Origin of the sequence: Actinoalloteichus fjordicus (assembly GCF_001941625.1) — a bacterium.
Taxonomy (GTDB): Bacteria; Actinomycetota; Actinomycetes; order Mycobacteriales; family Pseudonocardiaceae; genus Actinoalloteichus_A; species Actinoalloteichus_A fjordicus.
Window position 1 is genome coordinate 4,104,192 of record NZ_CP016076.1, and the last position, 22,114, is coordinate 4,126,305.

Annotated in this window: 16 protein-coding genes; 8 read left to right on the forward strand and 8 right to left on the reverse strand. The window is 68.5% G+C overall.

Features of this window, described 5'->3' with window-relative positions; genetic code table 11:
* Positions 1-48 precede the first annotated feature (48 nt).
* Positions 49-1,455, reverse strand: coding sequence for a nucleotide disphospho-sugar-binding domain-containing protein (locus UA74_RS17590; RefSeq protein WP_075741246.1), 1,407 nt, complete (start codon positions 1,453-1,455; stop codon positions 49-51).
* 511 nt (positions 1,456-1,966) lie between these two features.
* On the opposite strand from UA74_RS17590, the gene UA74_RS17595 reads away from it, so the two are divergent.
* From UA74_RS17595 to UA74_RS17610, 4 genes are all read left to right on the forward strand, one after another.
* A complete protein-coding gene (locus tag UA74_RS17595; RefSeq protein ID WP_075741247.1) occupies positions 1,967-3,229 on the forward strand; it encodes a cytochrome P450 family protein in 1,263 nt (420 codons plus the stop codon).
* 247 nt (positions 3,230-3,476) lie between these two features.
* Positions 3,477-4,241, forward strand: a complete 765-nt coding sequence (locus UA74_RS17600; protein WP_075741248.1) for a hypothetical protein — start codon at positions 3,477-3,479, stop codon at positions 4,239-4,241.
* A 151-nt stretch (positions 4,242-4,392) separates the two neighbouring features.
* Entirely contained in the window at positions 4,393-5,376 is a 984-nt protein-coding gene (locus tag UA74_RS17605) for an NAD-dependent epimerase/dehydratase family protein (protein ID WP_075741249.1), read from the forward strand.
* A 150-nt stretch (positions 5,377-5,526) separates the two neighbouring features.
* The gene (locus tag UA74_RS17610; RefSeq protein WP_075741250.1) at positions 5,527-6,213 is read left to right on the forward strand and encodes an O-methyltransferase; all 687 of its coding nucleotides are present in this window, start codon (positions 5,527-5,529) and stop codon (positions 6,211-6,213) included.
* A gap of 298 nt (positions 6,214-6,511) precedes the next feature.
* On the opposite strand, the gene UA74_RS17615 is transcribed toward UA74_RS17610, so the two are convergent.
* Both UA74_RS17615 and UA74_RS17620 read right to left on the reverse strand, forming a co-directional pair.
* Entirely contained in the window at positions 6,512-7,624 is a 1,113-nt protein-coding gene (locus tag UA74_RS17615; protein ID WP_075741251.1) for an abortive infection protein, read from the reverse strand.
* A 163-nt stretch (positions 7,625-7,787) separates the two neighbouring features.
* A complete protein-coding gene (locus tag UA74_RS17620) occupies positions 7,788-8,900 on the reverse strand; it encodes a cytochrome P450 (RefSeq protein ID WP_198042760.1) in 1,113 nt (370 codons plus the stop codon).
* Between the two features lie 592 nt (positions 8,901-9,492).
* Here UA74_RS17620 and UA74_RS17630 point away from each other — a divergent pair.
* The gene (locus UA74_RS17630) at positions 9,493-11,016 is read left to right on the forward strand and encodes a 4-hydroxyphenylacetate 3-hydroxylase family protein (protein WP_232237301.1); all 1,524 of its coding nucleotides are present in this window, start codon (positions 9,493-9,495) and stop codon (positions 11,014-11,016) included.
* A 102-nt stretch (positions 11,017-11,118) separates the two neighbouring features.
* Here UA74_RS17630 and UA74_RS17635 read toward each other — a convergent pair whose 3' ends face one another.
* Genes UA74_RS17635 through UA74_RS17650 form a run of 4 tightly spaced genes read right to left on the reverse strand, consistent with a single transcriptional unit; the run spans position 11,119 to position 17,609 of the window.
* The gene (locus tag UA74_RS17635) at positions 11,119-12,507 is read right to left on the reverse strand and encodes a condensation domain-containing protein (RefSeq protein WP_075741255.1); all 1,389 of its coding nucleotides are present in this window, start codon (positions 12,505-12,507) and stop codon (positions 11,119-11,121) included.
* The gene (locus UA74_RS17640) at positions 12,504-14,021 is read right to left on the reverse strand and encodes a tryptophan 7-halogenase (RefSeq protein WP_075741256.1); all 1,518 of its coding nucleotides are present in this window, start codon (positions 14,019-14,021) and stop codon (positions 12,504-12,506) included. The genes UA74_RS17635 and UA74_RS17640 overlap by 4 nt, the downstream gene beginning before the upstream one ends.
* Positions 14,022-14,055: 34 nt before the next feature.
* Complete coding sequence (gene cmdF, locus UA74_RS17645; protein WP_075741257.1) at positions 14,056-15,663, reverse strand: tyrosine 2,3-aminomutase; 1,608 nt, start codon at positions 15,661-15,663, stop codon at positions 14,056-14,058.
* Positions 15,660-17,609, reverse strand: coding sequence for an AMP-binding protein (locus UA74_RS17650; protein WP_083683290.1), 1,950 nt, complete (start codon positions 17,607-17,609; stop codon positions 15,660-15,662). Before UA74_RS17650 ends, cmdF begins: the two co-directional genes overlap by 4 nt.
* 249 nt (positions 17,610-17,858) lie before the next feature.
* On the opposite strand from UA74_RS17650, the gene UA74_RS17655 reads away from it, so the two are divergent.
* Together UA74_RS17655 and UA74_RS17660 are read left to right on the forward strand one after the other, a co-directional pair.
* Positions 17,859-18,131 carry a phosphopantetheine-binding protein gene (locus UA74_RS17655; protein WP_157434269.1) on the forward strand — a complete coding sequence of 91 codons (273 nt, stop codon included), beginning with the start codon at positions 17,859-17,861 and terminating at the stop codon, positions 18,129-18,131.
* Positions 18,132-18,333: 202 nt separating this feature from the next.
* Positions 18,334-18,870, forward strand: a complete 537-nt coding sequence (locus UA74_RS17660; RefSeq protein WP_157442265.1) for a hypothetical protein — start codon at positions 18,334-18,336, stop codon at positions 18,868-18,870.
* 186 nt (positions 18,871-19,056) lie between these two features.
* Here the strand turns inward: UA74_RS17660 and UA74_RS17665 are convergent, their stop codons facing one another.
* Complete coding sequence (locus UA74_RS17665) at positions 19,057-20,451, reverse strand: FAD-dependent oxidoreductase (protein WP_157434625.1); 1,395 nt, start codon at positions 20,449-20,451, stop codon at positions 19,057-19,059.
* A 470-nt stretch (positions 20,452-20,921) separates the two neighbouring features.
* Between UA74_RS17665 and UA74_RS17670 the strand changes: the two genes are divergently transcribed.
* Positions 20,922-22,103, forward strand: a complete 1,182-nt coding sequence (locus UA74_RS17670; RefSeq protein WP_075741262.1) for an acyl-CoA dehydrogenase family protein — start codon at positions 20,922-20,924, stop codon at positions 22,101-22,103.
* The last annotated feature ends 11 nt before the right edge of the window (positions 22,104-22,114 follow it).

Genomic DNA, 22,114 nt, shown 5'->3' on the forward strand with positions numbered 1-22,114 from the left:
GGCCCGCTCGCCGGGCACGCTCGTGTGTCGGCGCGGACGCCGACAGCGCTAGCCGCGGCGGTGTTCGAGGGTCATCCGTTCCAGGAGCGGGACGACGTCGGCGGGGCTCGGCATGGCGAGCCACGTGTCGAAGACGTCCTGAGCACCGCGCTGAATCGCCGGGTCCTCGACGGCCGTCAGGATCACCGCCCGGATCTCCTCGACAGACTGAGTCCGATGATTCAGCCGAAGGCCCGCGCCCCGACCGACCACGTAGTCAGCGGTGGGGGTCGCCTCCAGCTTCTTGGCGGGCAGCTCCCACGAGGTGACCTTCTCGACGACGTCCTCGCTGATGCCGAACTCGAACCCCACCCGGTAGGTGCCGTCGCCGGGCATCTTCGGGTCGACCTCGACGGGCTGCATCATCAGCGTCTCCCCCGTGTCGCAGACGATCTGCGGCACCTTGGCCGCGACGGGCGCGCCGAAGGTACCGAGGCCCCCATGGTGGATCAGGACCGAGCAGGTGGGCATCAGCTGGGTCAACGGGACCCATTCGATCGTGCGCACGTTGTCCGGAATCCGCTCGACTCCCTCCAACTGCGGGGCGTTGACGGTCGCGATCATCTCGACGTCCAGGCCGTCGACCGCCTCCAGGATCTTCGGAGTTCGTCCCCAGTCGCCCTTGATGAACCTGCGCGTGGACTCCCCCAGCGATAACGCCACCCTCGGCCGCTCCGGCCGACGGTGCAGCCATCGCGGGAACGGCTCGGCGCCGTTGTAGGGCACGTACCGCATCGACAAGGTCGTCGTGCTCGTCGGGAGGACCAGCCCGGGCGGCATCGGGTCGATACTCCACTGTCCGTACAGCAGCTCGTCGTCGACCTCCATGCCGTACTTCTCCGCCAGGGGCGCCATGAGCTCGGCCTGCGGATTGGGCGACAACCCGGCAGCGAGCAGCTCGGTCCGGCGCTCTGCCAGCCGGTCCAGGCTCCACGCCAGGTAGTCCGGTCCGATGAGCATGCGGGCGTGGGCGGCGCCACTGACCTTCGCGGCGACAGGGCCGCAGGCGAACGTCGGATCCCAGATCACCAGGTCGGGCCGCCAGTCCCGTGCGAAGTCGATCAGCTCATCGGCATACGGCAGATCCGTCCTCACATAGTCGGAGATCGGGTTCAACAACCATTGGAAGTAGGCGATCCAGTGTTCCCGCGCCGCCGCGTCCAGCCCGAGTGCATCGGCATAGCGGAGCACCTCCTCGGGATGGGAGGGGGCGCGCGCGTCGGGCCGTGTCCTTGCCTCGTCGACCCGAGCATCGCCTAGACCGACCGGGGTCAGTCCCGCCGCCGTGACAGAGCCTTCGAAGCGGGCATGCGAGGCGACTCGCACCTCGTGTCCTGCGCTCTGCAAGGCCCAGGCGCAGGGCACCGCAGGCCAGAAGTGCGCGTGCGACGGGTAGACGACGAACAGGACTCGCATGAGATCTCCTTTGAGAATGTCGGCCCCGCATGGCAGCACCGAATCGGCGATTCTCGACCGGCCCGCCGAAAGTTCGAAAGTTCGGGATTCGGCCAACCCGGACAGTCCCGATCGATGCTCCTCCCCATGATTGGCATGCGGCACCGGACCCGCATCTTCGGAAATGCCCTATTGACGTTCCTTCCGCGCGATGTCCGGCCGGGCCTCGACAGATCGCGACGAGCGGGGTGAAACGCGGTCCTGGCGGGTTGATTCCGGTAAGGAGACACCGGGAACGGCGGTGTGGACGACCCGGCCACCGGCGGTGATGCGGTCGTTCCACGACCGCAGGCACCCCGCAATCACGAAGAACCACGCACGGTCGCCGGTTGCTACCTTGGCCGAGATAGTCGAGGTCACGGCATCGAAGCTGCCGACAGGGCAGGGTTTCCCTGCCGCGCAGGCGGCACGACGCGACAGCTGCCGACCGACCCCGTCACCGACCAGTCGGGCTGAGAGCCGAGGGATCGCCATGTCAGAATACGACGATGCCGTCAGACTTCCTGTCTCGGCATTCGCCGACCCCGAGAAGCTGTTCGCGATGCTGGGTGATCGCGGGCCGGTTCATCGGGTCACCCTGCCGGACGGGATGCCCACCGTACTGGTCACCGGGAATGACGCGGCGCGGGCCGCCCTCGCCGATTCCCGACTGGTCCGGGGAATCGACGCGGCGGCACCGGAACTGCATCGCTATCATCCGATGGGCGGCGCCGACTTCCCGCTTTCCGCACATATGCTCTTCGCCGATCCACCGAATCACGGGAGACTACGTCGGCTGGTCTCGAAGGCCTTCACCCGACGGCGGGTGGAGGAGATGCGTCCGAGGGTCCAGCAGATCACCGACGCACTGATCGACGCCGTCGCCGCTGACGGCTCCGCCGATCTCGTGACCGCGCTCGCGCTGCCGCTCCCGATCACCGTCATCTGCGAGATGCTGGGCATCCCGGTCGGCGACCGTGCCGAGTTCGAGGAACACGCCGAGGTCCTCACCGGAATCAACACCTCCTCCGGCTACGACGAGATCATCGCGGCAGGCCGCTGGCTGGACGTCTATCTCACCGCGCTGGTGAGCACGCGGCGCCGCGCCCCCGGCGCCGACCTCGTGTCGGCGATGCTGCTTGCGCAGGAGGAGGACGACCGCCTCACCGACGCCGAGGTGCGGTCGAACGCGATGCTGCTGCTGAGCGCGGGATTCGAGACGACGGTCAACTTGATCGCCAACGGCCTGCTCACGCTGCTGCGGCATCCCGAGTCGACGGCGATGTTGCGGGCGGACCCGACCATGATGCCCGGCGCCGTCGAGGAACTGCTCCGATTCGACAGCCCGGTGTCGAGCGTGACCTACCACTTCGCGCGGGAACCCCTGGAGATCGCCGGTGTCGAGATCCGACCGGGCGAGCACGTCGTGATCTCGGCCGCCGCCGCCAACCACGATCCGGAGGTCTTCGAGGAACCCGGTCGCCTGGACCTGCGGCGGGAGGTCGGAGGTCGGATTCTCGGCTTCAGCCACGGCATCCACTACTGCCTCGGTGCCCCGCTCGCCCGGATGGAGGGCGAGATCGCCTTCGCCACCGTACTGCGCAGACTCGACGACCTCCGACTGGCAGTTCCACCGACGGAGCTGGCCTGGAAGCCGAGCTACAACCTGCACCGGCTGACCGCGCTGCCGGTGGAGTTCACCCCCGTCACCGCCGCTCGGCCCGCACCCGCAGGCCCGAACCGCCGAGCCGACTGACCCTCGACGTCCGCCCGGCGATGCCGTCCACGCCGCACCCGCAGGCGTCGCCCCGCCTGACGAGTACTGCCCGCAGCAGGCCGCGGGCAGCAGGCCTCCGGGCAGCAGGCCGGTCGCACGGCGGGGAGCCGCCCCGCACGCCGCGCCTCGGGAACGACGACCCCGTGACGACACGGGAGCACGAGGCGAACAGCAACCCGAGCCTGCCGTCGGCAGGTTCGGACTCGATGACGAATGGAGCCCCACGATGCGAGGTCGACAGAGGATGTCCGTACTGGCTGCGGCGGTGGCCGTGACGGCCGCCGTCGCGGGATGCAGCCCGCAGCAGCCGCCCGATCCGCCCTCGACGAGTCCGGTCGACGTCGCCGCATCCACCAGCCCGGTCGACGACCTGCGCTCGATCCTGTTGCCCGTCGAGGAACACCCGGCGGGCAGCCAGCTCAACCCGGAGATGCCGCTGCGGGAAGCCGTGGCACGAGCGATGCCCGGCACCGGCGAGCCCTCTGGTGTGGTCGTGATGCCCCGATGCGTCAGTTACTTCTCGGCGATCGACGGCCTGGAGTCGTTGGAGGGCTGGTATCACTTCGGCAACCGCGCCGACGGAGCGCTCTTCATCGCCTTCGTGGCGGAGGCTCCTGGCAGCGACGCACTCGATCTGATCCGGATGCGAGTGGAGGGGTGCGGCGAGGGCCACCAGACCATCCAGGGCTGGCCGCCGAGCGCCACCGGAGGCGGGGAGACCGTCAGCAGCACCCTGTCGTTCACCGAACGCGAGATGGCGGAACTGCCGGACGCGCAGTCCCTCGGCATCACCCAGTCCATCGTGTTCAACGACCAGGACCACGAACTCGTGCAGACGATCCGGCAGAGCTGGCAATGCCCGGAGACCGCCTGCGTGTCCGAGGACTCGATGGTGCTGACCGACGACGTGTTCATCTGGGTTCACGAGGGTGGCGAAGGGTCGAACTCGGACGCGATCGCCGAGGCCATGTACGAGCGGATCACCTCCTGACGCACGAGGCGGAGGCGCTCGGCAGGCCGCAGCACCGGTCCCGGGGTCCGCGCCCACCGGATTCCTTCACCAGCGCGGACAGCGAGGACGGACAGCGACCCGCCGGGCCGCGTCGGCCCGGCTTCCCACGAACAGATTGGACGGACCTCCGATGGTGCGAGCACTGGTGACCGGCGGCTGTGGATTCATCGGCACCCACCTTGTGCGACGCCTTCTCGCCGACGGCGACGAGGTGACGGTCGTCGACATCGCGACGCCGCCCGACTCGCTGGGCGCCGACGGGGGGCGGGTCGGGCACCTGCGCATCGACATCCGTGATCGTGACGCCCTCCAGGAGGCCGTCTCAGCCTCGGAGGTCGACGTCGTCTATCACCTTGCCGCGGTCGTCGGCGTCGACCAGTACCTCGCCCGCCCGCTCGACGTCATCGACATCAACCTCAACGGGACACGAAATGTGCTCGACCTGGCCCGGCGGTCGGGCGCGCGAGTGGTGGTCGCCAGTACCAGCGAGGTGTTCGGGAAGAACCCAGCGGTGCCGTGGGCCGAGGACGGGGATCGCGTGCTGGGCCCCACCTCGGCCGACCGCTGGGCCTATTCGTCGAGCAAGGCGCTCATGGAACACCTGGCGTTCGCCTACATCCGCGAGCACCGGCTCGATGCCTCGATCGTCCGGTACTTCAACGTGTACGGGCCGGGGCAGCGACCCGCTTACGTCGTGAGCCGCTCGATTCACCGCGCGCTCAACGGGCACGACATGGTCGTCTACGACCGGGGAGACCAGACCCGGTGTTTCACCTACGTCGACGACGTCGTCGACGGCACGATCCTCGCGGCGCGAAACCCGGCGGCGACGGGTGAGGCGTTCAACATCGGCAGCATGGACGAGGCGACGGTAGCCGAGGTCGTGACGCTGATCGCGGCGGCCACCGGGGCATCGTGGACCTCCGTGGACACCGCGGCGCACCTTGGCTCGGCGTACGAGGACCTGCCACGACGGGTTCCCGACAATGCCAAGGCACGGCGGCTGCTGGGCTGGGAGCCGACCACCGGGTTGGACGCGGGACTCGCCAAGACCGTCGAGTGGGCGCGGCGGACCCCGGCCTGGCTGGGCCGGCCCGACACGGGCGCGGCCTGACACGCCCGCCCGGCCGCCCGGCGGCGGGTCGGGGCTGCCGGGGGTGGGCGGACTACCGGCCGCAGCAGACGGTCCGGCAGGCACCGTGCCGGTCGCCGATCAGACCTGAGGGCGGGCGAGCCCACATTCGACGAGCAGGAAGGGGCGCTCATGCACGGCGCCGATGCCGAGGTGAAGAACGTCCCGGTCGACGGCCGGACCCGCGATTATCTGGTCCGTTCGTGCAGTCCGCCGGAGCCGGCGCTGCTGGCCCTGGCCGAACGCACGGCGTCGACGGGCGAGTCCGCCGGGATGATGGTGCCGTTGGAGCAGGCCGCACTGCTCACCCTGTTGGCCAGGACGTGCACCGCCAGGACAGTGGTCGACATCGGCACCTTCACCGGGATCTCCGCGCTGGCGCTCGCGCTCGGCGTCGGCCGAGGCGGCCGGGTGATCACCTGTGATGTGACCGATCGGTGGGCGGGAATCGCCCAGGAGCACTGGAGTCGTGCGGGCGTCGCCGATCGCATCGAGTTTCACGTCAGCTCGGCGGGTCGGGTGCTGCGGGAGCTTGCGACGGGGCCGCCGGTCGACCTGGTGTTCGTCGACGCGGACAAGATGAACTATCCGAGCTACTGCCGGGCGGCGATCCCCCTGCTGCGCCAAGGCGGGCTGCTGGTGATCGACAACGTGCTGCTGGACGGGACCGTGGTCGACCCCGAGCGGGCTGCGGAGGGCCTGTCCCGTGCCTGTGCTCGGACGCTGCGGGAGGTCAACGCCGAGCTCTCCGCCGACGCCAGGTTGGAGACGGTGATGCTTCCCATCGCTGACGGCCTCACCATCGCGCGTCGCCGATGAGCATCGGGCCCGATCGGCATCGTCGCACCGCCGCCTGATCGCGAGGCCGACCGAGGCCGACGGAACCCCGGTCGACACAGCCACTGCCCGCACCGCCGGATCTGGCCTCCTGACTGCTCCGCTGCCGGACCGGACCCGCCGATCAGGTCGGTTCCCCGCGCCCCGGCCCGTAGGAGAAGAAGCCCCCACGGCGACCACCACCGACACAGCCGCCACCGAGACCGCCCGCCGTTCCAGCCCGACGAAGGCCGCCACCGTCCCGAGGGACGGTGGCGGCCTTCTCGGCTGCTCGGGTCGATCAGCGGCGGAGGGAGGTCTGGAAGCCCAGGTGGGCGTAGTGGTCGGCGATGGCGTGGAAGGACTCCTTCGGCTCCACCTGGTAGTCGGAGGCGGGATCGGCGGGATCGGTCCGAATCGTCTTCACCAAGGCCATGCTCGCCATGTCCAGATCAACCGTCGGATCGGCAGAGTGCGGGTGTGTCGGGTGGATGAACTCCGACACGGTCGCAGCCCTGATGCCCGCCTGCTCGAAGACGTCGAACATCCTGAGGTGGTAGGCGGCCTGGGCACCCTCGTCGCGAACGTGGCCGTCCAGGATGGTGGGCACGGGCCCGGACCGCTCGACCACGTCCCAGAAGAAGAACGCCTTGTGCTCCGCTCCCCGGTAGGTGGCCGTGCCGAACTCCGCGATGTCCACCGGCCTGCCCCAACGCCGGTACTCGCGCAGCTCCGCAATGTGCTGCTCAGGAGTCCGGAAGACCGGCACGTACTGGTACATGAGGCCGATGAAGTCGAATCGACGCCAGTCGACGTCTTCGAACGGGGCCGCCGAGTAGCCCACTTCGCCGCCGAAGGCCCTGCCGACCACGTCGTGCGCCTCGGCGAGGAACTCGTCGAGGCGCGGCGCGGCGGCGGCGAAGTCGACGGTGCCGGTGGGGGTGAGCAGGTGGTGCTCGGCGTCGGCGTAGATGTCGGCCATCCGCTCGTGATACTGCTCGCCCTCGATGAGGCCAGGGGTGAACAGCAGATGGACGGCGCCGACCGTCATGTCGATGTCCGCTCCCTGAGCACGAAGCGACTCGGCGAGCCGGGCGGCCTCGGCCAGGTGTTCCAGGATCTCCGTGCGCGGTCGGTCGACGAGCCGGGGCTGCAGCCGCACGTGCAGGCCGCGTTCGGCGACCTCGCTCGCCGTGTCGGCGAGGCGGCCGAGGTCGCTGCCGTAGACGGTGACCGAGTTGCAGTTCAGCTGGTCGCTGATGAGGCTGATCTCGTCGAGCATTCGCCGTCTGCTCCAGACCGCACGAGACAGCGAACCCTGGCCGGTCGCGAAGTTCGTCCCCGTGTCGTAGGCGACGCCTCGCAGGGACAGCGTGTCGGTGTGGCGATGCCGTTCGCCGGGTGGCCGTGTCATCGTGTGCTCTCCTCCATGTCCTCGACTGATCCGCGTCCACACAGTGCGCGGGGCGGACTTCTTCTGACGAGCGCCGCCGGGAGACGGGCGGTCCCGTCCAGGACTGGTCCGCACGGGAGGTGCGGTCCCCGGACCCCGGCCGCCGATGCCGACGAGGAACCCGTTACCAGGTCACCGGAAGCTCGTAGAGCCGTTGCAGGGTCCCGTCATTGTTGTTGCTGGGCAGGTCCTCGGTGGGCACCGCGGATCGCAGGTTCGGGAACCGCTCGACGAGCGAACGGAAGGCGATCTCCAGTTCGAGACGCGCGAGGTTGTCGCCGGGACAGCGATGGATGCCATGGCTGAAGCTGAACGACGGCCTGGGCGGACGTCGGATGTCGAACACGTCGGGTTCGGCGGCCGAGCGGGGGTCGAAGTTGACCCCGGCGCAGCTCACGAGGATGCCCTCCCCTGCCTTGATGACTCCGCCGTCCAGTTCGATGTCCTCCACCGCGACCCTGGCGAACGCCTCCACCAGGGACACGTATCGCAGGATCTCCTCCACCGCAGCAGGCACCAGGCCGGGATCGGCACGCAGCGCCGCCCACTGCTCCGGATCGTCCAGCAGCGCCAACGTGCCGAGCGAGATCACGTTGGTGGTGGTGTCGGTGCCCGCCACCAGCATCGCCATCGCGATGTGCACCAGCTCCGAGCGCGTCATCCTGTCCTGGTGCAGGTGCTCGACGATCAGGTCGTCGATCAGGCCGGACAGTCCGGCGCCGGGTTCGCGTTCCTTCCGCTGAATCAGGCGATCGAGGTACTCGCCGAGTTCGGTGGTCGCCTCATCGGCCAGTTCCGGCACGAACAGCTTGCGCGCCGGTCTCTCGAACTCCTCATGGTCCTCGTAGGGAACCCCGAGCACCAGGCTCATCACCATGGAGGGCACCGGCTGAGCGAACCTGGTCACCAGGTCGGCGGGAGCCCCGGAACGCTCCAGGTCGTCCAGGCTCGCGTCCACGATGCGCTGCACGTCCGCCCGGAGCCGCGCAGTCCGGCGTAACGTGAAACTCGGCATGATCATCTGGCGTTGCCTGGTGTGCTCCGGCGGGTCGACGCCGAAGAGGACGTCGGCGTATCCGCTGTCGACGACCTTCTCGAACTCCACGTTGAGCAGGGGATAGTTTCCGTGGTACGGGCGGATGGACACCCGTCGATAGTCGGAGAGCACCGCACGCGCCTGCGCGGCGCCGGTCACGAGCCAGGCGTGCCTGCCGTTGTAGAGTCGAACCTTGGTCATCGGACCCGCATCGCCGAGCCGGACATGTTTCTCGGCGGGCCGATAAGGGCACTGCGACGAGCGCTGGATCGGATACTCCGGCAATTCGGCTGAGACATCGGACGAGCCGGGCATAGAACACCCCTCGGTCGGAATTCGGATACGACGTGTCGAAATCAGGACGGCGTGCTGGTCGAATGTCGAGACCGACGGATCCATCCTCGACATATCGTCGGGCCGCGCGCAGAACGCGCGCATCTCCGCACGTGCGGATCACGGTGATTCCGCACGATCAGGACGATTTACGGCTGCCGATCGTGCCGTCGTACCTCACCTCGGCGAGGAATACGCGATCGGACACCCCACGACGGCACGGCGTGGACCAGGACGTGCTCGATGCGGACTCGCGTTATCCACCCGTGCCCTATCATCCCGCTCTCCTTGTCGGCGGTGTCGGATGACGGAGATCGTGTAGCCGGAACCGGCGGGCGAACCTGCGCGGACAACCAAGCGGGTCGTTCCGCCCCGGCCATCAGATCGGGGAGCACAGTCGATGACCAGCCGCCACGATTCCCACGCAGAATCCACGCCGCCGCGACCCGGGACACGCCCCATGACGGGCGACGAATACGTCGAGAGCCTGCGCGACGACCGCGAGGTCTATCTCTACGGCAAGCGGATCGCCGACGTCACAGCACATCCGGCATTCCGCAACCCGATCCGGATGACGGCCCGTCTCTACGACTCCCTGCACGATCCGGACCGCCGCGAGCTGCTCACCGCACCGGTGGACTCCGGCGGGGACGGCCGCACCCACCGGTTCTTCACGACTCCGCACAGCGCCGACGATCTCGTCGCCGACCAGCGGGCCATCGCCGAGTGGGCGCGGATGAGCTACGGATGGCTGGGCCGAGGGCCGGACTACAAGGCCTCGTTCCTGGGCACCCTCGGCGCGAACGCCGACTACTACGCGCCGTACTCCGACAACGCCAGGCGCTGGTATCGAGAGTCTCAGGAGAAGGTGCTGTACTGGAACCACGCGATCGTGCACCCGCCCGTCGATCGAGACCGCTCGCCCGACGAGGTCGCCGACGTCTTCATCCACGTGGAGAAGGAGACCGATCAGGGCCTGATCGTCAGCGGGGCGAAGGTGGTCGCCACGGCGGCCGTGCTCACGCACTACAACTTCATCGCCCACTACGGACTCCCGGTCAAAAAGCGCGAGTTCGCCCTGGTGGCGGCGGTGGCGACGAACGCACCCGGCGTCAAGCTGATCTGCCGCCCCTCCTACACCGCCTCCGCCGCCGTCCTCGGGAGCCCGTTCGACTATCCGCTGTCCTCCCGGCTGGACGAGAATGACACCATCCTGGTGCTGGACAAGGTGCTCATCCCCTGGGAGAACGTCTTCATCTACGGTGACCTCGGCAAGGTGCAGCTCTTCACCGGCCGCTCGGGATTTCCCGAACGTTTCACGTTCCACGGCTGCACCCGCCTCGCGGTGAAACTCGAGTTCCTGGCGGGACTGCTGGCCAAGGCATTGGAGATCACCGGGACCGCCGACTTTCGCGGCGTGCGCGCCCGGCTCGGCGAGGTCCTGGCATGGCGCAACCTGTTCTGGGGGCTCTCCGACGCCGCCGCCCGCAATCCGGTGCCATGGAAGAACGGCTCCGTGCTGCCCAACCCGCAGTACGGCATGGCTTATCGATGGTTCATGCAGATCGGCTACCCGCGTATCCGCGAGATCATCCTTCAGGACGTCGCCAGCGGACTGATCTACGTCAACTCCAGCGTCGACGACTTCGCCGATCCCGATGTCCGCGGGTACCTGGACCAGTATCTCCGAGGTTCCGGGGGCACCGACTCGGTTCAGCGGGTCAAGGTGATGAAGCTGCTGTGGGACGCGGTCGGCTCCGAGTTCGCGGGACGTCACGAGCTGTATGAACGCAATTACGCGGGCAGCCACGAGAACACCCGCCTCGAACTCTTGTCCGCCCAGCTCGCGGGCGGCGAGATGGACGAGTACAAGGCGTTCGTCGACAGCTGTCTCGCGGAGTACGACCTGGACGGCTGGCGGGTGCCCGATCTCGCGTCCTACGACGAGCTGCGCCGCGCCGGGACGGATCTCCTCGGCCCCTGATCCCGGCGGGCCCCGGGGTGTCGCGACATCGGTCGGGCGCGCATCGGCGACGCCCGACCGATCGTCGGTTCGCAGGCACAGCAGGCGGCCATGGGCGAACGCTCAGGAGACGGGATCGACCAGCGTGTCCGCGAGCGTGACCACGGTGTCGCGCAGCACCACCCGGAACTCCTCGGCCATCCGCACCACCGACTCCTCATCGAAGAGGTTGGTGGTGTAGCCGATCTTGCCCAGGATGAGCCCGCCCGGCCTTGGTTCCAGAGACCAGAGCAGCCCGTCTGGGAGCTGGGAGCCCACCGACGCGGACAGCAGGCGACGGCGCATCGCGGTGAACCTCAGATCACCCGCCTGCCAGTCGGTCATCATGAACGGCGACTGGACGACCTGGAACACCGAGGCTGCGCCGTCCGGCTCCGACAGGGGCGACATCAGCTCTGGCGCCTCCTCCGAGAGCTGGACGAACGGAATCTCGTGAACGTAGGCGGCGAGACAGGCGGACCGGACCCGTGCGACCACGGCGAGGAGGTCCGCGCAGCCCTCGACGTCGACCCGCAGCGGCAGGAAGTTGTAGAAGGAGCCGACGACGTCCTCGGTCCATCCCGGCGAGCGGCCGGGGGTGAACGTCGGCAGCACCAGATCGGTCTGGCCGGTCCTGTCACGCAGGTGCATCAGATAGGCCGCGAGGAGCACCATGAACGACGAGGACCGGGTTCTCGCGGCGACCGTCGCGGTGGCACGACCGAACTCCTCACCGAGCAGGAAGCGGTGCCAGCCGGTGCGGAAGTCGCCCTCCGCCGGACGCGGCCGGTCCGTGGGGATCGTCAACATCCGAGCGCCGTGCAGGCTCGTCCGCCAGAACGCCCGTGCGGCAGCCGTAGCAGGACGTTCCGCCTCGGCGCGCTGCCATGCCGTGTACTCCCTCGGTTGACGAGCCGGGGGCAGGACCGGTCGCCGCCGCTGTGCTCGCGCCGCGTAGTGCTCGGCGAGATCACGCATCACCACCTGGGCAGACCATCCGTCGACCATCGTATGGTGGGCGACCATGACGAGCACGGCGTCCTGGCGATCGAACCTGCCCAGGACCATCCGCATCGACGGGTACTCGTCGGTTCCGAAGGGACCGGCCTCGATGTCGCAGGCGAACTGCTCGGCGATGCGCTCTCGATCTCCGTCGGCAGGCAGATCACGCACCACCAGCTCGGGCGCGGCGGGTGGGCGCACCCGCTGGTAGACACCGGTCTCGTCGAGGACGATCGCCGTCCGCAGCCCCTCGTGTCGTGCCACGACGTCGTTCAGGGCTCCGCGCAGGATGCGCAGATCGAGCGGTCCGTGCAGCCGCCACCCGCCGACGATGTGGTAGTACGGCCCGAACGGCCCGTTGCCGTCCCCGTGATCCATCGCACGCAGGAACTCCTGCTGCAACGACAGCGCGATCCGGTCCCCGTCCTGCCGCAGTTCGGAGGGCTGCGGTCGAGGCGTCGTGTCCGTCATGAGCGTGGGCTCCCGTCGGTCGATGGCTGTCGCGACGACCAGTGCAGGCCGTCGGCGGACGGCACCAGACCGCCCGCCCGTACCGGAGTGCGCTCATCGGCGTTCCCGCCGGCCGCCGCCTGGAACTGGATGTGCAGCCCAGACCGGGACACCGCCTTGACCAGCGCGGCGCCTAACAGGTCGCGGTCCTCGCCCTCCTGCCCGACGGGCCTGCCGACGATGTCGGCGAGTTCCTGGAAGGCCGCCTGGTTGCGATCGGCGTAGGAACCCGCCCCGACGAGCGCGTCCTCACCGGACGCTCCGCCGCCGACGAGTTCGACGAAGGACTCCAGGTCGGAGGCACCGGCTCCCCCGAGGACCTTCCTCGCCTTCCAGAAGTACGACGCCTCGTCCTGGTGCATGTCGTAGAAGCCCACCAGGAAGTCGTGGAAGCGCGTGTACTCCATGCGGTAACGCGCCTCGAACTCCGCCAGACAGACGTCCTCGTCAAGGCGGCCCGCGAGCATGGTGTTGAGGGACCGAGCCGCCAGGAGAGCGCCGTAGGTGGCCAGGTGGACGCCGGAGGAGAACACGGGGTCGATGAAGCAGGCCGCATCGCCCACCAGCACGAAGCCGGGGCGCCAGAACCGCTCCTGGATGTAGGAATAGTCCTTGCGAACCCTGATCTCGCCGTATGGTCCGCTCGTGACGCGTCGGGCGTCGGCGAGGTTCTCGGCGATCAACGGGCAGTCCTGGATCAGGCCGGCCAACGCCGCCTCTCGATCGCCTCGGACCCGGTCGAGCGCATCCGGCCGCACCACCGCGCCCACGCTGGTCAGCTCGTCACTGAGCGGGATGTACCAGAACCAGCCCGCGTCGAAGGCCGCGGCGAGGATGTTGCCCTGGTTCGGCGGTGGGAGCCGCCGCCCGCCCTCGAAGTAGCCGAAGAGCGCGAGGTTGCGGAAGAACTCGGAGTACCGTCGGCGACCGCCCACCCGACTGTGGATGCGGCTCTTGTTGCCGGAGGCGTCGACGACGTACCTGGCCCGAACGTCGCGGGTCGTGCCGTCGTCCGTCGTGACGGACACCCCGACCACCCGGTCACCCTCGTCGATCACGTCGATGACCGGCGACTCCTCCCAGACCTCGACACCGACCCGGCGGGCGTTGTCCAGCAGGATCTGATCGAACCGCATGCGCTCCACCTGGTACGCGGTCGACGTGTCACCGGCGAACCTGGCCGACGCGGCGAAGGAGAACGTCCACGGGTCGGGGTTGTTCCCCCACCGGAACGTTCCGCCGCGCTTGACGACGAACCCGGCCCGCGTCAACTCGTCGGTGATGCCCAGCAGCCTGCCGATCCCATGGACCGTCGCGGGCAGCAGTGACTCGCCGATCTGGTAGCGCGGGAATCGTTCCTTCTCCACGAGCAGCACCCGATGGCCCTGCATCGCCACGAGTGCTGCCACGGTCGAACCGCCTGGGCCGCCGCCCACCACGACGACGTCGTAGTCCGGATGGTCCTGATCCCTCATCGCCCCTCCTCCGTCCGCTCGTCCTCCACGCCGTTCATCGCAGTCCTTCCGTCACCTGATCGACGGCGGCGGCGAAGGCGCCTGCTGCCAGGGCCTCGGCCACCCGCTCGATGTCATCGGCCATGTAGCGATCGACGTCCAGCGTCGGAGCGAGCGACCGCACCAGCAGGTACGTCGCCTCGGCCGCCGGGCTCAACCGGTCGCGACCGCCGGAGAGGTCGACCGCCTGCGCTGCGGCCAGGAACTCCACTGCCAGGATCGTGTCGTTGTTGCGCAGGACCCGACGAGCGTTCCGCGCCGCGATGAGTCCCATGCTGACGATGTCCTGGTTGTCTCCGTTGGACGGCACGCTCTGAGTGCTTGCCGGGCCGATGGTCCGGTTCTCCGCCACCAACGCCGTTGCCGGATACTGCGCGCCGGCGAACCCGCTGTTCAGACCGGGATCACCACTGACGAGGAACTCAGGCAGCCCATCGTTCAGGTACCGGTTCAGCAGCCGATTGGTCTGTCGTTCAGACAGCACACCGAGCTGCGTGAGCCCGATGGTCACGTAGTCCATCGCGATCGCGATCGGCTGACCGTGGAAGTTGGCGCCGTGGAAGACCTCCCGGTCCTCGAAGAAGAGCGGGTTGTCGTTGGCCGAGTTCAACTCGACGTCCAGCTTCCCGGCAGCGTGTGTGAGGGCGTCGCGCACGGCACCGAGCACCTGCGGCACGGCACGAAGGGAGTACGCCTTCTGGAGATAGACCTCGGTGCGTTGAACGTCCCGGCCCTGCTCACGGGTGTCCTGCACCCACCTGCGCAGCACGGCGTGCTCCACGGTCAGGCCGCTGCCCCGCATGAGCATGCGCATGTTCGCAGCCGAGTCGATCTGCCCCCGGTGCGGCCTGGCCACGTCATGCCCCTCGGCCAGGAACGGACTGGTCGATCCACGCAGCGTCTCGATCACCATCGCCGAGACGATCTCGGCCTGCCGGACCTGGTTCACCGCGCGATCGACGATCAGCGCGCCGAGCCCCGTCATCGCCGAGGTTCCGTTGATCAGTGCCAGCCCTTCCTTGAAACGCAGGCTGAGCGGCTCGATGCCGAGTTGACGCAGGACCGGTCCGGTCTCGACGCGAACGCCGTCGCGCAACAGGTAGCCCTCACCGATGAGGCTGCTCGCGATGTGCGCGAGCGGCGCGAGATCACCGCTCGCGCCGAGCGATCCGATCTCGGGTATGGCCGGGGTGATGCCGAGGTTGAGATAGAGCGCCAACCGCTCCAGGACCTCCGGACGAACCGCCGAGTGTCCCTTCGCCAAGGCGTTGAGTCGCGCAGCCAGGACGGCGCGTGCCTCGTTCTCGGCGAACAGCGGTCCGACGCCCGCACTGTGGCTTCTCACCAGGTTGGTCTGAAGCTCCGTCTCCTTGGACCGGTCCACGAGCATGTAGATCATCTCGCCATAACCCGTGGTGACGCCGTACACGGGGATGTCGGCTTTGACGATGTCCTCGAACTGGGCACGCGATCTCGCCGCCCGCCGCAGCGCCGAGGGTGGCACCCGGCAGGACGCCCGCCCCTCCGATACGTTCACGACACCAGGGATGTCCAGGCTCTCACCATCGAATAGGACCGACCGTGCGGTCTGCTCCGTCGTCAACTCTCGCTCCGTCCTCGTGTGGCTCGGACGACCGACTCGTCCAGGTGGTCTCGGTCACGGATCGCGGCCTCGATCAGGGCGGCCAGCCCGGTGGGGGTCGGATCGGCAAGCCAGTCGGATGCCGAGACGTCGACGCGGAACCTCTCCCGAATCCGGGTGAGGACGCCGAGTAGCCGAGGGACATCCCCGTCGACGGAGCCGACGTCGTCCGTGCCTGCTGCGGAGACGAGTGCGGGCCAGGCCTCGATCACCCGGCCGACGATCTCGGCCGTCGACGGGCCCGACTCCTGCGGCGCCGTCGTCGTCCGCACGACGTCGCGTCGCACGTCCGCGACGGCCAGCGCCCGCCGGTCCACCTTCCCCGCGACGGTGCGCGGCAGCGGTGCGTGCCGTGTCACGAAGGCCACCGCACCGATGGACGCGCCGAAGTGCTCGCGCAGCCATGCCCGCCAGGTGACGGCGCCCGCCTGCGGAACGCCCACTCCGTCGCCTCGGGCCACGACGTGCGCCGTCAGCCTGGTGACCAGGCCGTCTTCACCGACGACCGCGACGACCGCGCATTCCGCAACAGACTCATGCTCAGCCAGGATCGCCTCGATCTCGGTGATCCCCATCCGGACTCCGGCGACCTTGACCTGATCGTCGCGTCTACCCCGGAACTCCAGCAGTCCGTCTGGACGGAACCTGCCCAGGTCTCCGGTTCGGTAACACCGTTCGGCCGGTGACGACCGGCTGTCTCCGACGGCCACCGGCCGAAAGGCCGCGGGTCTCACCCCGCCGAGATATCCATCGGCGACACACGCGCCCCGGATCACGATCTCGCCGACGTCTCCCGTCGGGCAGGGCTGGTCGGCCTCGTCGAGCACCAGCACCTCGCGGCCGGGGATCGGGCGGCCGATCGGAACCGTCGCGCCCTCCACACCGGTCACCTCATGGCAGGTGGCCGCGATCGTCTCGGTGGGTCCGTACACATTGGCCAGTCGTGTCCTCGGCAGCACGGCGCGCAGTCCATTCGCGAGGGCACCGGACAGCGACTCGCCCATCAACACCAAGGCCCGCAGCTCGGTGAGCGGCGGGTCCGACGAGCTGATCACCCGTCGGATCTCTCGTCCCATGCTGGGCACGGTCTGGAGGAAGGTGATCCGCTCCCGGACGAGCCAGTCGACCAGCTTCTCCGGGTTCGCGCGAAGGCGTCCGGGCACCGGGTACAACGTCGCCCCCGAGGCCAGCGTCGCGAAGACCTCGCACAGGCTGGGGTCATGGTCCGGCGCCACCCATTGCGCCACCTTCGAACCCGGCCCGAGGTCGAACTCCTCGGCCAGCCAGGTGACGAACTGTGCGAAGGACCCGTGCCGCTGGGCGACGCCCTTGGGCGGACCGGTCGAGCCCGAGGTGTGAGCGACGTACGCCGTCCAGTCGGGACCGACCGCAGGCAGCACCGCACCGGGCGGCTCCGCCGCAGACTCAGGCTCCGGTGCGGCCAGGTCGATCACGGCGCCGCCCTGATCGTCGCGGTACCAGCGGGTCAGCTCGTCCTCGAGAGGCCCTGCGGTCAGCAGGAAGGCAGGCCGGGTCTGAGCCAACACCGCCTTACCCCGTTCACCGAGGTCACCGTCGCCGAGCCAGACCAGCAGGCCCCCCGCGCGCAGAATGCCGAGCGATGCGGCGACCTGCCGGGCGCAGACGGGCATCCGCACCGCCACCGGCGCGTTCTCGGCGCCACCGAGGCTCAGCAGCCGGGCGACGACGACATCCGCCGCCCGACTCAGGTCGCGATAGGACATGACGTCGGCGCCCTCGACGATCGCATCGTCGAGCGGCGCTCGGCGAGCCGCGCCGTCCACCAGCTCGTGAACGGGCCGCGCCACCGCAGCCGCGTCGCCCAGGCGGCCTGACGCCGCCGCAGGCTCCCGGCGCCGCCGGACCCGCCTGCTCGGCCCGCTCATGTCTTTCCCCTGATCACCGGGGAATAGTCACATGCGACCATCGATCAATGCTTCTCGCGAATTGCGGTGCGTGATCTGCCCGCACCGGACGGTTCAAGACCGCAGTTGTGAAGATGCAACTGGACACGGCCTGTGTCGACGATGTATCGCCGGGATTCTCGCGGCATCGGGCACCGCCCGAGAAAAGCGGCGGCGAGGCCGGTCGAGTCCAGGAGGGAATCCATCACGATGTCGGATATCCAGGCCCGAATGCTACTGCCGTCGTTGATCGAGGACCAGGTCACGAAGATCTGGAAGTCGGTCCTCGAAATGCCGGACGGACACTGTGACCGCACCTTCTTCGAGCTCCAGGGACAATCCATCTCGGCGATGCGGATCGTGGCTCGTGTGGAGGACGAACTGGGCGTCGCCATGGACTTCGCCGTCCTCTTCGACGACCCGGACCTGCCGACGTTCGTCGCCGCCGTCATCGAGGCGGCGCGGGCAGCAGGCCGGATCGGCTCCGACTCGACCGGCGGATGACGACGTCGCCGACCAGCGTCGACACCGCGCGCTTCGGCCAGCCAAGATACCCGGCCGTGATCATCTCCCCGATTCGACCACCAGTTCGAAATGAAGCAACGACGAAGTGGGTGGTGAACTCACGCGTCGATAATCTGACTGGGCAAGGCCAGCTAGGGAGGAACGCGGGGAAGCGTTCCTCCGCACTAGTGAGGAGTCACTGATGCAGTTACGTAGTAAGCGGGTCGCAGCTCTTGCCGCTGGCGCGGTGATGGCTGCGGGAATCGCGACCACTTTCGGGGTCTCGGCCGCGAGCCCGGACAATTCCACGGCAGGCACCTCGCGGGTGACCTACAGCTGTGGCGACCCGAGTGCGCCGCGGGTCGAGGACATCAACGTCACCATCACGGCGCCTGCCAGCGCCGCAGTCGGTGACACCGTCACCGTCGAAGCGGGCACGCTTATTCTCGAAGGCGTGCCCTTCGACAGCCCGGCCGGTTCCTTCCACACCGAACTCGACATCACGCTCGGCGGCAGCGCGTCGGGGACGATCACCGCGACGGGCCTCTCCAATGAGGAGACCCCGGCGAACACGCCGATTCCCTTCTCCGGCGGCGAGGTTGCGCTCACCCTCGATCAGGCGGGCGAGGTCAGCCTGACTCCCGGAATCATCCACTCCGTCGATGATGGATCGCAGTGCACGCTCGTCGGCGAGGCGGATGCCGCGGCGACGATCAGCGTCGGGGCCGCCCAGCCCTGACGGCAGTCCCGCTGAATGATCCGATGAGACGACGGGCCCCTCGCTCCAGTGGAGCGAGGGGCCCGTCCGATTGCCGGTGGCCTGTCAGGCAGCTCGACGAGCCGACGACGCATCGTCGCGGGCTTCCCCGCGACGATGCCGTCTCTCACCTCGTCGGAACGCTCGTCGACACCGGTCGGACCGCACTCACCTCGGTCGCCTGCCCCTGGCCCGTCTGCCGACGGACGGCGCGGTCCGCAATGGTGCACCCTGGCGCGGCGGCGTACGCCACGCAGTGCGCAGCACGCCGAGGACGAGTCCCGGACGCATCAACGCCGCCGGCGGATCGACCAGACCTGCGACCCGCATGAACGCGGCGGTGAAACGTGCGTCGCGGGTTGCCGCGTCGTGCAGACGGCGCGAGAACACGTGCATCAGCCGCGTCGCGAGCGTCCGACGGCCCTCGACGCCGGGGAAGCCGAGGTCGACGCTGGTGGTCATCTCCCAAGCAGGTCGGATGATGGCCGCGACCTCCTGTTGGAAGGCGAGCGGATCGGGCGCGAAGCCGCGACGAAGCCGCGCGCGTAAGGCGAGAGCCTCCAACGCGGAGAGCGACTGCGCCTGGGCGTAGACCGGGTTGGGAGTGCACACGGCGTCGCCCATCACCAGAAACCGATCGGGCGCGGCGGTCAGCAGGTCGAAACGACGCCACATCGTGGTCGGGAACCGGAACAACGCGATGTCGTCGAGCGGCTCGGCATCGACGATCGCCTCGTGGATCTCGGGGGCGGCGAGCGTCTTGACGAAGTCATTGAAACCGGCCTCGTCGGTCGGAGGATGGTCACCGAGGATGCCGTAGGTGGTCAGCTCCACTCGACCTCCGTCGGTCTTGGTGAAGATCGCGCCGCGTGGCAGCACCGGCGATGCCACCGGATTGATCGAATGATCGTCACCGAACGGATCCGACCGGAGCCGGTAGTGCCTGCTCGCGTAACCGATGTCGACCTTGGTGCGCTGCTCGTCGACCTGCTGATAACCGAGTTCGACCAGCCATTTCGGCGACCGGGAGCCACGACCGGTCGTGTCGACCACGAGGTCGGCGTCGAGGGTCTCCTCCCCGGTGCCCTCGTTGCGCCGGTGAATCCGTGCACCCGTGACGCGTGATCCGTCCGGGGTGGCGGACAGTCCCACCACGTCGCACTCTTCGAGGAACGTAACGTTGGGCATGGCCTCCACTCGCCGCCGGACGTGGTATTCCAACACCGGTCGTGTCGCGGCGACACAGCTCAGACCGGCCCGGACCTGCTTGAGTCGCCTTCCGTGGAAGTACCACCGCACGGTGCCTGCCAGGTCGGAGAAGGGGACGCCGTCGTCGGCCATCTCCTGGGTGATGCCGGGGAACAACTCCTCCAGCGCCTGATGTCCCCTCGCGAGCAGTCCGTTGATGTGGCGAGTCTGCGGAGCGCCACGCCGCCATTCCCGCACTCCGATCAGCCGATCACGATCCACCAGGACCACCTCGCGATAAGAAGGGGCGAGAGCGGCGGCGGCGAATAGTCCGGTGATGCTTCCGCCGAGCACGACGGCACGGCCTGCGATCACGCTACTCAAAGCAGTCATCTCCTTCGGCGCCGACCCGAGTCGGCCGTTCGGTCATGACCGGCGAGAACGCGACCAGCAACCCGCAATCGGACCGCAGACTCATCTCGGGATTGCGGCGACGGCGGAACCGGGGCGTGCTCGTCGGACTTCCGCGCGCTGGTCGACCTCGAATGATGAGGCACGGCGGCGGGCGATCGCGCCCGACGTCACCCCAGCGACACCGTCGCATCGTCACAGTCCGACGACGTCGACCACACCTCTTGACGTGCCCATTCACCAGGTTCGCAGCAGCGGCGGGCTTCCCCGCTTCATCGACTCCGCGAGATCGCAATCGAAGAGATGCGGCGGATTCCCCGTAGGCGAGACGATGTGTCCTCGCCAGCCCCGTCATCGAATTCCTCGATTACCAGGACGACGCCGTCGAATTCGTCGTCGTCGAGATCTCCGAAATCTTCGCGAGGGAGAACAGCGTGTCGCACAGCCACCCGCCATCGAGGGCCGAGCTGATTCGCCGAGCCTCGGATCTGGTGCCGACCCTGCAACGGAACAGCACCTCCCATGAGGACGAACGTCGCCTCCACGACGAGACCATAGAAGCGCTCACCGCCGCAGGTGTCTTCCGAATGCGGGTGCCTGCTCGCTACGGCGGATACGAGAGCGACGCCGGGACCCTCGTCGAGGTCGCGGGTGCGTTGGGGCGGGGCGACGGCGCCGCGTCCTGGGTCACCTCGGTCAGCTGGATCACGACGTGGATGGCCGGGCTGTTCCCCGACAAGGTGCAGGACGAGATCTTCGCGTCACCCGACGTCCGGACCTGCGGAACCCTGAGTCCCAGTGCGACGGCCGTCACCGCGACCGACGGGTTCGTCGTCACTGGACGATGGGGCTTCATCAGCGGCGCGCCGCACAGTCACTGGCAGGTCGTCATCGCGATGAACCCGCAGCAGGAGGGCCCGCCGCTGCCGATCATGGCGATCGTGCCGATGACCGACCTCACGATCGTCGACGACTGGTTCACCTCCGGACTACGGGGAACCGGCAGTGTCACCACGGTCGCCGAGGAGGTCTTCATCCCGCGAGACCGGGTCCTGCCGCTGCCCGCCGTACTCCGCGAGCAGTACGGGTCCCAGCGGAACGCCGCCTCCTCGATCTTCCGCGCCCCGCTGATCCCCACTGCCGCCGTGTCGTCGGTCGGCACCGCCATCGGCCTCGCCCACGCCGCCCGTACCGCCTTCCTTGAGCGGCTGCCCGATCGCAAGATCACGTACACCGACTATCCGAGTCAGGCCGAGGCGCCGCTGACTCATCGGCTGCTGGCCGACGCCGCGCTGCGCATCGACGCGGCGGAGTTTCACGCCCGCAGGCTCGCCGAGTTGATCGATGCCAAGGGCGAGGCCGATGAGGTGTGGACGACACGGGAACGGGTGGGCGCCCGCGCAGACCTGGGGCGGTCGTGCCAGCTCGCGAAGGAGGCCGTCGACATCCTCGCGTCGGCGAGCGGCGGCTCCTCGGTGTACAGCTCGGTTCCGATTCAACACATCCAACGCGACATCCAGGCGATCAGCCTGCACGCGCTCATCAATCCGGACACGAACCTGGAGCTGTACGGGCGAGTCCTGTGCGACCTCGAACCCAACACCCTCTACATCTGACCCGCAAACCG